Here is an 11,441-nt window from a genome sequence, read left to right as displayed (position 1 = left end):
TAATGACCCCTATATTTACGATCGAGAAAAGGCCGCAGCTTAAAAAATACTCTTTTTTTATTGTCTACTTGACAGGGTTATGTGCAACACGGTTGCTCTTTTTATTGTTATAAACGATTCCAAACTTTTTTTAAATCCAATGGGACGAATACTTTATCCCCATGTATTTCCTTATGTATGATGAGTTGTGAAAAGCATGGATCTACACTTAGCCCTTCTGTTTTATGCCTAGCTGGATTTATTCCTAAAAAATGTTTAAAGTCTTCGGGTAACTGCATAACATTAGCTCCTTTCCCCTTTTTTATTTTTTATAAAGAACAATTCTTAATATATCCATCAAGAATATTTTTATTGCTAATTTGAGCGAACAACACTTCATATATACTCTTTTAAATAGTCAACCAACTATTGGTGGTTTTGAAAATTGAAATTTATTTATGAAGTGCAATATACATTTGAAATTTATTGTTCCTTATAAGGGTACGATAAAAATCCTCCAGCCAAATCAGTTAAATACTCAATAGGGGTACCGCCTCATAGCCATCAAGCCAAGATTCTAAGGTATCCCCAAAACGAAATTTTTATCTCTATCTAATTGTTTATGAGAATTTAACTCATTTTTTTCGTTTTGGGGGTAACCAGTTTCGTTAGCTTGATGGGCAGTACCACCAGCAAAACGCGAAAAACCACGCTAAGGATTAAGTTCATTCAGAAAAGTTATTTCAAAAAGTACTTTAAAGAAATTACATATGTCAAAATGAGATAATTCACCTTTTGACATACAGATTACGAGCTATCATTCTACGTGTCATAAAGTATGCTTTTTGACAGTAGCTACAACATGAAAAAAACCTTACATTTGTTTAAAAACGTTAGTCATGTTATTCCATTAAAGGGCCATTATATTGAAAAATAGGTTGCATAAAACCCCCATTTTTTTATGCAGCTGTTAGACTTGTACAGAAGCCAAAAGCGTTGATTAACTATGTATAAAACGCTGTATAAACGATAAAAACGACAAAGAGCCAAACCCTTGATAGATATGAGTTTGCTCTTTGTCTAGCTTCATATAATTGGCATTATGTTAACTAGTTTTGTATAGAGTATTCATTTGATAATTGTAAACAAGGACATGAATGTATGCTTTTTTTCATACTTTATTTTGGAGGTGGTAAAATGACAAGAGTAGCTTACCGAAATGCAGATGTCAATTTAATGGCAAGGATGATGAGAGCAGAAGCTGAAGGCGAAGGACCACAAGGAATGCTATATGTTGGAAATGTCATTGTTAACCGTGTTGTAGCAGATTGTACTGACTTTAATGAATTAAGAACAATTAGAGATGTCATTTTTCACGTACAAGGAGGAAATTATTCTTTTGAAGCTGTTCAAAAAGGTAATGTATTTTATCAAAGAGCAAGAGAATCTGAAAGAAGATTAGCGAGAAAGAATTTGGAATATTGGAGAGATCACCCAGCGAAATATGCTCTTTGGTACTTTAATCCATATGGTCCGTGTCCTCCAACATGGTATGACCAACCTTTTACTGGTCAATTTAAACAACATTGTTTTTATGAACCAGCGCCTGGAACATGTGAAAGCGTTTATAGTCCTCGTTGAGGAAAAGATTCGAATATTTATAAAAACTAAAATAAAACTTTTAGTAATCGTATTTACCTAAGAAGGATTGTAAAATATTACACTTAAACTAAAAGGTACGTTAATTGAGTAAGCAGCAAAAAAGGATCTTCTTACTGGAAGATCCTTTTTTCAGTTCCTATCATGATTATGTTAACTAAAAAATTAGAAGTTTTTTAAACATCTGATTCTATAAAGTTCTGCAATAAACACCAGTTGAAATAAATTAATCAATCTTCAACAATCGGGCGCAATTGTTGAATAATTAAATCCCAATTTCTCATTTATATCACTGAGAGATTGGGATTTTTAATGCTGGAATATCCTTAACGTTGTATATCCGCGTTTTGCTGGTGGTACCCCATGCCCATCAAGCTAACAAAGTAAATGACTAGATACGAATTGATCCTTGTTTCAAAACTAGCGAGTGATGGAAAAGTAGGCATGCCAAAGAAGCCTATTAAAACGCGATTTTTTCGCTAGGCAGCTTGTCTATGCTTCACCGTCGTTTCATACACAACCCCTAGAATATCAAAGACGGTCATCTTCTTATAACGATTACATTTACGACCGTTCTTTTTTAGCAGCTGATAAAGGCGATGCAGAATTTCAAAAGTTCTTCTGTGCCAACTGCTATCGCTTGAAACAGTAACGGAAAGTAATCTTTAATCATATAAATCGCTTTGTATTCACTCAGCTCCTGCTTTTTCTTTTCAAGCAGAAGCTGTCGCATTTGAAACATCGTAGAAGAACAGAGGAGAATGCCAATGAGTTGTCCATATAAATGGCACTCTAGGCGTTCTCTTTTAATATTTTTACATTCATCAATTTCAAAGAATGACTTCCACGTTTTAAACAAAATCTCAATCTGCCAACGAAGTGAATACAATGAATGCACGTAATTTGTCAGTACTTCTTCTAGCGACGTGTTCGTGATATATACATTCATGCCCATTAAACGTTTACTTTTATCCTTCATGACAATGCCTTTCTTCTTTTCACGTATCGCTTGGTTTTTCAGGCGTGTTTGCGTTTGATCATCGGTTAAACGATGGATAATGACACGTGCTGGAAGCTTCTGATTTTGGCCAATGTATGCCTCTGGGATTTCCATCGTTTCACCAGGGGTTAGACCAAACATCATTTGTGTCATATCAAGCTGGATGTATCCTGTTTGCTTTTTTAACGTGCCATTGTTGAAGTATTCTGGCTCAGGGTTCTTGATATAAATGCGTGTATTCAACTTCAACCGCGAGATATAGTAAGCCTCTTTATCATGAATGGCTTGTAAGTCTCCTAAATCGAAGTAACCAAGATCACGCAAACACAAATCGCCCGCCTCTACGGTTTCAAGGCAGATGGTACCGTACGTTTTATCATTATTCTTTCCTGGTCCAAGCTGCACGTTAAGAAATTGACCACTAAGTAAATCATATTCCAATTGGATTTTTACACATGCCGTATTACTACTCCCGCCTGAACCTTGATAGTCAGTGGCGAAGTGATCAGGCAGTTGAAACACTGTCGCATCTAAAATACGGATTCGATTGAAAGTAGAAATCATGTGTGCAGAAAGCGATTGATTTGAACAGAGTTTTTGTGTGAGAAGAGAAGTAAAGACTTCTCGAAGAAATGTGACGGCTGCTGAATTAAAGCGTTGATTCAATCCTTCTGAGCTCATCAGTACCCCAGTGGAAGCTTCTAACTGACTGCACAATTGTGTAAGTGATGTGCTAGCGATTTCTTGACTGAGCCATACGCAAAGGGCAATGAGTTCGTTTGCTTGATACTTACTCGATCGCTGTACAAAGCCAACTTGTTTGGCGATATCTTGTAGGACTATTGGAGATAAAAAGTATTGTAGTTCTTGTGCGAAAAGATTCAGTTCATTTGAAATGATAGGATTCATCAAAAACGCCATCCTTTCTCGTAAACTTCTTACGATAAGCATAGCGTTTTTTCATTTTGAGGGTATGATTTTAACTTCGCTTGATGGGCATGTGGCTGTACCCCTATTTAAGCCTTTTTTTATTTATGCTGTTGGAGACGGAAATCTAGCAGCCTCAAAGTGTGAAGCTGCAACATTAAGACCTTGTGTTAAAAGGGTACCAGCAACGTTACTAAGGACGAAGATTTCCACAGTGTCACCTGCTTGCAACTGAAGAATAGAAGAAACAGTTACAGCATTTGTTATGTTGGCTAGCGCACCGAAGAAATCGTTATCAGCTGCTGCAACCTGATTTCCGTTCAAACGAATTTCTAATGCTACTCTGTATTGGGTTGGAACATTAGGAAAAAATGATACACTTGCAATAATTGAATAGACTCCATCTGTGTTTGGAATAAAGGTAGAGGTAGCTGGATTATATTCATTGGCTAAATCAAATTGTTCATTTAGGTACAGGACTTTTACAGAAGTATTTGCAGGAACAGCTCGATTGGCATTAGACTGTGCTCTAAAAGCTGAAGGTCTTACCAAATTTTGCAGAGTTTTCAAATCTCCATCAGCAGTAGCAGATACATTCACATTAACGACAGGATTACCTACATTGGAAATAGTATCTGTATCGTTTTGAGCTTGCGTCTGATTTTGGAGTTGAGCCTGTAGCTGAGCTTGTTTTTGTTGCTGTTGTTGAAGTTGGAATTGAATATTTTCTAATTTACACTTACAACAATCATCGTGATAAGACATAGAACTATCACTCCTTTTTTTGCTATACCTTAAGTTACTTTTCAAGATCGCATTCTATTGGACAAGCAACCCTGTATTCCTATAATATGAATATTTTCAAAAAGGGAATGAGCACTCTATCTATTTTGATTTTTGACAGATCATAAAGAAAAAAACAAATACCGAGGTGGGGTTTATGTACGATTTGATTTATCAGCATTTCATCAATACTACTTTCATCGTTTGTTTGGTACTATGCGGGGTCTACAATACCTGTTTTCTTTATATTGGAGAGTAGTCTTTCTGGAGTGTACAAAATAGCAATTCCACGGTTGGTTTACACAGCCAAGTTGAAATACTTTTTTATTGCACAATGCCACAGTAAGCAATAAAAAAAGGCTAACACTGGTCAGAGTGTCGCCTCTTTCGCTTTGGCGTAAATAGTGGAACGTGGAACGCCTGTCATTTTAGCTATCTCATTTACACTTAATCCGTTAGATTCTCTTTCCTGAAACAGCTTCAAAGTCTTATTAACGTCCTTTCCGTCCTTTCCTTTACGTCCCATATGAGTTCCTTTAGCTTTTGCCCTTTCGCGTCCCTCGGGGGTTCTATCAACAATCAAATCACGTTCAAATTCAGCAACAGCACCTAACATAGTAAACATGAACTACCACTTGAGCAGTACATCTTGGACAAAAGGAAACGTTCTTAGATTTACAGTGGTTATTTATAATAAATATTCTAACGAGATATATGCTGCATGATATGTAATGCTATATTTTTTTTTTATTACTGGAAAACGGCTACCCATAAAGGTAAGCCCCCAATTTTTAGTGAAGGTTAAAATCTATTATATTAATCTAATACAATCGCGTTCCTCAAAACAGTCAATATAGGTTATGATAGCCAGCCTTTACCAATACCCCATAAATATGAATTCAGTAGGTTTAGCAGCTTTTCCTGATTATTTTTTCTTATTGTTTAATCGTTAAGGATCTACCTTTTATAAATAAAGAAGTAAGATAGGAGTTGAGTTCAAATCGATCTCCTTAAACAAACTCCGCTAATAAAACTCTGTCTTTTTTCATTTCTTTTCCCCCTTTACAGCTTCCATTTCATTTTGATGGATAAACCTCTCGTTCTCTTTACATGTGAATTCTGTCAGTGATTAATTTCCACATTAAAGGAGTTATAACAAGTTGGTAGGTGTTTTATATTGTCCATTATTTTAGTTTAGTCCATTCCGACTTGGAAACTTCACTGCTTTTTTCTATAGATAAAGGTATTCAATCCATCCAAAGAAAACACGCAGGAAATTTTTAGTCCACGGAAGCAACTTAAAAAGAAGTGCTAAAGAGGAAATAGAAGCAATTAAAGTAGAAAAAAAGGCTTTCTTTCTCGACTTTTCGGAAAGTGAGAAAGAAGGCCCTAAGCTCTTTTTAAATGCCATAAAAAAAGGGGGCTGACCAACTCTGGATAATTAGTCACACCCTTATTATACAATAATTACATTACCAAATAAAACCATAACCCCGGTTAAAGTTACAAAATGAAATGGCTATTCTTCCGTTCCTGGCGTTTTCTTTTTAATCTTTATACAGATACACCAATAAGAACGCCCCGCCTTCACACCCCAAAACGAAAAATATGCTATTCTTTCTGTATATATTGCTGAAAAGAAAATTCCAGAATAGGCATTTATATAAATTAGGAGGAAGAAGCCGTTGAAGACTAGTATCATCATTATCGATGACCATCAGCTTTTCCGTGAAGGCGTTAAGCGTATATTAGATTTTGAATCATCCTTTTATGTTGTTGCCGAAGGCGCTGACGGAAGCGAGGCTATGGATCTTGTTGAAACACACAAACCAGATGTTGTTATCATGGATATCAACATGCCGAATATGAACGGTGTCGAAGCGACTAAAATGCTTGTATACCGTTACCCTAAAACGAAAGTCATCATTTTATCGATTCATGATGATGAAAACTATGTACAGCATACATTTAAAACAGGAGCACAAGGTTATCTGTTGAAAGAAATGGATGCCGATGCGTTAATTAATGCTGTTCGTGTAGTCGCAGAAGGTGGCTCATACCTTCATCCGAAGGTGACACATAATCTAGTCAAAGAATATCGCCGTTTAGCTGCTGATCGGGATTCAGTGCATGCTGTAGAGATCAGAAGACCGTTTCACCTATTGACTCGACGCGAATGTGAAGTTCTTCAACTTTTAGCATACGGAAAAAGCAACCGTGCCAGCGGCGAAACTTTAAACATCAGTGAAAAAACAGTAAAAAACCATGTGAGTAACATTCTTCAAAAACTGGAGGTAAACGACCGTACACAAGCTGTTGTTCTAGCTATTAAAAACGGCTGGGTAGAAGTGAAATAATTTCAACTTATAATAAGTCTAACCTTAAAAAGCTCATGGACAAAGCTTATTCAGCTATACCTCTAGAGCAGTTTGCAAAATAGAAATACCCCCGTATCAGTTTTTAGGTTGATACGCGGGCAATGGGAAAGCTTTACCAGCCCACCTGAATGTATTTCCACATTATAAACTACCATGTACAATAAGTATCCCCCTGCACCAACTTGCTGGTAACAGGGGAGGACAAACATTTAGGTGTATCAATACTATGCCACCGAATGGGAATTGCTATTCATGGCAAAAATTAACCCTGTATCAGCTTCTTTACGGCTTGATATCAGGGTTTTGGAGATTACATGGAAAACTGCTCGATATTACTATGCCACCGAACCGGATTTATTATTCGATTTATTCTAATGTTGTCAAGCATACAAGAAAACCCCACAAGAGTACTGGGGAGAACTTACAGTACATGGGGGGCGTAGAAATTATGTGAAAAAGTCACTAGGAATATATCCTATGCCCATAGTTAAAAGTGGGTTACTCACTATATACAAAAAAAATAGGCCCCCATACAGAATTTAATTGTACAGGGGCGTATTGATGGTTTGCCTTATAAAGGACTATATTTATATTCCCGATATAAAGAAAATAGGCCCCGTACAAGCATCTTTACGGCTTGATACAGGGCTGTGTTTTTAACCTCTGGAAGGGTTATTACTACTATCCCCAGCGAATCGGAGATTATTCAAACTGTTTTAATGGTACCACACACGAAAACCCCCAGAGATACTGAGAACCCTTCAGTACCATTAGGGGGAATGTACAACATAATGAATTAACAAAGGACTACATTCTATTCCGATAGTGAAGATTCTGTTACTCTCTAAAAATCTGGGACATTGGGAAAATTAGATGCCCTTTTTTGGTTTAAATTTGCAAGTACCTTTTGGGGTACCACCACATGCCCATCCAGCTAACAAAGTAAATTACTAGATTTGTTTCAAAACTAGCGAGTGATGGAAAAGTAGGCATACCTATTAAAACGCGACTTTTTCGCTAGGCAGCTTGTCTATGCTTCACCGTCGTTTCATACACAACCCCTAGAATATCAAAGACGGTCATCACTAAGGTAAAGTGGTTAATTCAATCGATATATGTTTCCATTCGTTCGGCAGTGGCTCTAATGAGAAGATACAGTGATATAAGATCCTTTATTATGGCGAATTGGTGCTATGGTCGATTGTTCTTAATAATTGACAATACTCATGTTTTGTATTGAAAGTTAGAAAAACGAAAATCCCCTATCCAAAAGGACAGGGGGCTTTAGGGGTAAATTAAGTGATTTCATTCAGATTTTTGGGCTAAAAATGCACTTTGCACTTGGTTTACTGCTGTTTGAGCTTGCGCAATCTCATTTGCAATTTGTTTGATTGCTTCCTGAGCTAAAGTTGGGTCTGAAGATGATTTCTCAATTGCTTGAGTTAGTAAACTTTGGGTAAGGGTCACATTTGCTTTAGCTTGATTTAATTGGTTTACGTCAATTTGATTTTGAGCCATTAGGATCTCCCCTTTTATTATTTAAATTACTTTTATATCTTTACCAAGCTCAGCTTTTTTATAACCGGGAAAAACCAAAAAAAGTGTTGGTTTTATTAAAGCAATTTTTTTCTCTTCCTATAGAAAATAGGTTATGTAAATTACGCTTTTTGATAATCGATACCGGTGTCAACGATTAACGAATGATCTCTATCCGTGACGGCTGCATAAAAGATGTTATTGATTTGGCGAAATCCTTTGTTGGTTAATTCATCCTGAAGCCATTTTTCATCCTTTTGGATTAATTTTAAATTTTTATGCTGGATTTTCCCTTCGACGACCATAGCAATCGGCAGTCCTTGATAGTCTGTTTCAATATTTAAGTGTCTAGGCGTTAAATTAACAACAGATTGGTTGGGTAATATACTAAGTTCTCCATTCGGTTCCAGAATCACATAATCAATATCCCGTATATTCGGGTATCCTGCAGCCCGAATGGTTGACAATAGCTCAACGAGAGAAAAACGCGTTTTCCGTAAGTCTTTTTTTGAGATTTTCCCATGTTTGATCAAAATACTTGGCTGACCAATGAACATTCGATTTAACCAACGAAAAAGACTTAATTTAGAAAACAACAGATACATGATGACAATGGTAATGATCCCTGCAATGGTCTGTCCAAATCCATTGGCTTTGATAGGACTGACGGACAATGTGACAAGAAACACAATGGCCGCAAGATCAGGCGGGGTTAACTGAGCCAGTACAGTCTTTCCCATACAGCGCATGGCCAAAATCACTAGACCAAAAAGCAGAATTAACTTCCCAATAAAAGTGAACATTTTTCCAACCTCATTTTTATGCTTTCTAATAAAAAGACAAATACTATTCTGTCACAAAACCAGGAAAACATACTTAGCAAGGTGGACAGCTTGTATACAATTGAAGAAAATCATACTTTAAAGCCAAGTTACCAAGCGCTTTATGAAATAAGTTATTTATTAAAATAGGAAAATCAACCGGTCGAAGGTCTAATGCAAAGAAATCACTCAAACTTCTAGGTTCTTCCTTAACTATTCGATGGGGCTAACCATTAAAGATGTAATCAATCCAATCATACAAATAGTTAAGCCAGAAAAAAGGAAAGCCTTTAACTCTAACATTTTAATTGCCGACGTTACAATTAGGCCATCTATCATGAAAATAATGACCCCTATATTTACGGACATAGCTTTCGATATAAATTGAGCTAACAAATCGGTTCCTCCGGTACTTGCTTCATATCGAAGCATGATTCCTACTCCGATTCCAATCAATCCTCCTCCTATTAACATACTCGGAAAAATAGAAAGACAAAATTGGTTTCTTAAAGGAGCTAGCCAATCAATGAACACAGAAGCAACAATTAAACCGAGAAAGCTATTATAAAAGAATGTTCGTTCATGGATCCATGCGAATATACACAGAGGGATGCTTAAAAGGAACATCACTAAACCTGTTGGAAATTCCAAGTAATAATGAATGATGAGGGCAATACCTGTAATACCTCCATCTAATAAATGATGGGGAACTAAAAAGCCGTTTATTCCGATACTCAATAATAAACTACCTATAAGAATAGCCGTGATTTTCTGAAAAATATACATCACCTTTTATCATGTATTTATGGCTAATATATGTACAAGCATATGATTTCAGAATGAGGCTAAGATTTGTAATTAGTTGAAAGCAACCTTTTTAAAAAGGGGCGTGACAAGTTGAATTTCCCTATAGTCTACATATACATATAAAATCTCCTTTTACTGAATTACGTTTGATAAATTTTTGGGTGAATTTTCGGAGGCATATATCTGCCTCCTATGTTTTTTAGAACGAATGAAATAACCCATGAACAACGGATCATACAATCAACTTTTTAAGATGTGGGTAACGTTATCAATCGCTTTTTGTAGGTTTTCACTGTTTTTTTCATATATCTGCTTGGTTTCTTTATTTTCTGTGCCTAGTGCAAATAATTCTAAGTCTGCTTGGCATTTTTTCATAGTCGAAAGAAGTAAAGGCCTTTCTTGAGGAGACGGTACTTGCAATATATCATCAAAAAGATCCACCGTCAGTTCTCCATAAGAATTTATTTGTCCAAGAAAGACATTTTCAATGGTGACTCCTAATTTTTCTAATTCAGTGTGTAACCAACCTCGACTTCGACCAATCGTCGCAAGTGGTTCATCCAATATTTCCCCATCCATTATGACGGTCTGAGGCTCTTTGACTGAAGCAACCACCAAGTTTAAATCCTTTGCCGTTAATGGCTGGTTCTCTTTCTTTAACATAACGGATAAATCTCCGGTTGCCTCTAATACCGCAAATTCCACATCAGACACCTGAAAAGCATCCTTCTTTCGAAGTAACTCTAACAATTCATCCGTTGTATATCTTTCCTTCTTCAAGTTATCTTCCATGATTTTTCCATCTTTGATAAAAACCGTTCCTTTCCCTTCTACAAGGTCCCGAACCATTTTGCTTTTCAAAGAAAGGATTCCAACTATAAAAGGTAGTGCGGCAGTGGTAACAATCCCTATAACCCCCACTAAAATACTTCGTTCAAGACCCGTAATCACTTCCGCCCCAATACTACCTATGGTTATACCAACCACATACTCAAAGTAAGAAAGTTGAGATAGTTGCTTTTTACCTAGCAATTTAGTTACTAAAAAAAGGATAATGAGAAACAACAAAGCCCTCAAAAATACATCTAACCAATCAGGCATTACATAACACCTCCTATATACTTTATTTTAAAACCCTTTATACTGGAATTCCTCCCTCTCCAATTCTCCCACCCTTTTTTTCAAATCTGTGACTACTTCGTTCACTACCATCATCGTTTCATGTAAGGTTTGTTTCGATTCGTTATCTTGTGTACGTAAGGCTAAACTGGATAGACTAGCTTCTACGCCTTTTAGGCTGGCAAGACATTGCTTTACTTCCGATCCGATGGTCATCTTACATCCTCCTTATCCCTTTGGTTTAAAAATCAAAGCTCCTAACATGCCGAAAATAATGGCAGATGAAATGCCAGAACTTGTCACTTCGAACATCCCTGTAAGTACGCCGACTAACCCGTGTTTTTCAGCTTCTTGCATGGCCCCGTGTACAAGTGAATTCCCAAAGCTTGTAATAGGAACAGTAGCCCCTGCCCCAGCAAAATCAATTAAGGG

10 protein-coding genes and 2 pseudogenes are annotated in these 11,441 nt (G+C 36.6%); 3 read left to right on the top strand and 9 right to left on the bottom strand.

Annotated features, from left to right (window positions below):
- Positions 1–1,176 precede the first annotated feature (1,176 nt).
- Positions 1,177–1,620 carry a cell wall hydrolase gene (locus tag ABC374_RS27960; protein ID WP_063596886.1) on the top strand — a complete coding sequence of 148 codons (444 nt, stop codon included), beginning with the start codon at positions 1,177–1,179 and terminating at the stop codon, positions 1,618–1,620.
- A gap of 497 nt (positions 1,621–2,117) precedes the next feature.
- On the opposite strand, the pseudogene ABC374_RS27955 reads toward ABC374_RS27960, so the two are convergent.
- From ABC374_RS27955 to ABC374_RS27945, 3 genes and pseudogenes are all read right to left on the bottom strand, one after another.
- Positions 2,118–3,547 (bottom strand): annotated as a pseudogene (locus tag ABC374_RS27955) (IS4 family transposase).
- 123 nt (positions 3,548–3,670) lie between these two features.
- Positions 3,671–4,330 (bottom strand): ABC transporter permease, encoded by a 660-nt coding sequence (locus tag ABC374_RS27950; RefSeq protein ID WP_286185096.1) that lies wholly within the window; start codon positions 4,328–4,330, stop codon positions 3,671–3,673.
- A gap of 388 nt (positions 4,331–4,718) precedes the next feature.
- A pseudogene (locus ABC374_RS27945) lies at positions 4,719–4,973 on the bottom strand (recombinase family protein); the annotation flags it as partial.
- A 1,060-nt stretch (positions 4,974–6,033) separates the two neighbouring features.
- Here ABC374_RS27945 and ABC374_RS27940 point away from each other — a divergent pair.
- Together ABC374_RS27940 and ABC374_RS27935 are read left to right on the top strand one after the other, a co-directional pair.
- A complete protein-coding gene (locus ABC374_RS27940) occupies positions 6,034–6,705 on the top strand; it encodes a response regulator (RefSeq protein WP_413020606.1) in 672 nt (223 codons plus the stop codon).
- 234 nt (positions 6,706–6,939) lie between these two features.
- On the top strand, positions 6,940–7,101 hold the full coding sequence (locus ABC374_RS27935) for a hypothetical protein (protein WP_207440592.1): 162 nt from the start codon (positions 6,940–6,942) through the stop codon (positions 7,099–7,101).
- A gap of 930 nt (positions 7,102–8,031) precedes the next feature.
- On the opposite strand, the gene ABC374_RS27930 is transcribed toward ABC374_RS27935, so the two are convergent.
- The 6 genes from ABC374_RS27930 to ABC374_RS27905 all read right to left on the bottom strand — a co-directional run.
- On the bottom strand, positions 8,032–8,244 hold the full coding sequence (locus ABC374_RS27930) for a hypothetical protein (RefSeq protein WP_063596889.1): 213 nt from the start codon (positions 8,242–8,244) through the stop codon (positions 8,032–8,034).
- 140 nt (positions 8,245–8,384) lie between these two features.
- Positions 8,385–9,065 carry a DUF421 domain-containing protein gene (locus tag ABC374_RS27925; protein ID WP_063596890.1) on the bottom strand — a complete coding sequence of 227 codons (681 nt, stop codon included), beginning with the start codon at positions 9,063–9,065 and terminating at the stop codon, positions 8,385–8,387.
- Between the two features lie 231 nt (positions 9,066–9,296).
- Positions 9,297–9,869, bottom strand: a complete 573-nt coding sequence (locus tag ABC374_RS27920; RefSeq protein ID WP_082196740.1) for a YitT family protein — start codon at positions 9,867–9,869, stop codon at positions 9,297–9,299.
- 261 nt (positions 9,870–10,130) lie between these two features.
- Positions 10,131–10,991 carry a DUF421 domain-containing protein gene (locus ABC374_RS27915; RefSeq protein ID WP_331262962.1) on the bottom strand — a complete coding sequence of 287 codons (861 nt, stop codon included), beginning with the start codon at positions 10,989–10,991 and terminating at the stop codon, positions 10,131–10,133.
- Positions 10,992–11,018: 27 nt separating this feature from the next.
- A complete protein-coding gene (locus tag ABC374_RS27910) occupies positions 11,019–11,225 on the bottom strand; it encodes a DUF1657 domain-containing protein (RefSeq protein WP_063596892.1) in 207 nt (68 codons plus the stop codon).
- A gap of 12 nt (positions 11,226–11,237) precedes the next feature.
- Positions 11,238–11,441, bottom strand: a 204-nt coding sequence (locus ABC374_RS27905; RefSeq protein ID WP_413020602.1) for a SpoVA/SpoVAEb family sporulation membrane protein, incomplete at its 5' end; no start/stop codon positions are given.

The organism is Peribacillus phoenicis (assembly GCF_047238085.1).
Taxonomy (GTDB): Bacteria; Bacillota; Bacilli; order Bacillales; family DSM-1321; genus Peribacillus.
This window is presented reverse-complemented; position numbering and strand designations above follow the sequence as displayed.

Coding starts and splice junctions, on each gene's coding strand:
- ABC374_RS27925 (WP_063596890.1), bottom strand. CDS start 9,065: ATGTTCACTTTTATTGGGAAGTTAATTCTGCTTTTTGGTCTAGTGATT.
- ABC374_RS27930 (WP_063596889.1), bottom strand. CDS start 8,244: ATGGCTCAAAATCAAATTGACGTAAACCAATTAAATCAAGCTAAAGCA.
- ABC374_RS27910 (WP_063596892.1), bottom strand. CDS start 11,225: ATGACCATCGGATCGGAAGTAAAGCAATGTCTTGCCAGCCTAAAAGGC.
- ABC374_RS27920 (WP_082196740.1), bottom strand. CDS start 9,869: ATGTATATTTTTCAGAAAATCACGGCTATTCTTATAGGTAGTTTATTA.
- ABC374_RS27950 (WP_286185096.1), bottom strand. CDS start 4,330: ATGTCTTATCACGATGATTGTTGTAAGTGTAAATTAGAAAATATTCAA.
- ABC374_RS27915 (WP_331262962.1), bottom strand. CDS start 10,991: ATGCCTGATTGGTTAGATGTATTTTTGAGGGCTTTGTTGTTTCTCATT.
- ABC374_RS27960 (WP_063596886.1), top strand. CDS start 1,177: ATGACAAGAGTAGCTTACCGAAATGCAGATGTCAATTTAATGGCAAGG.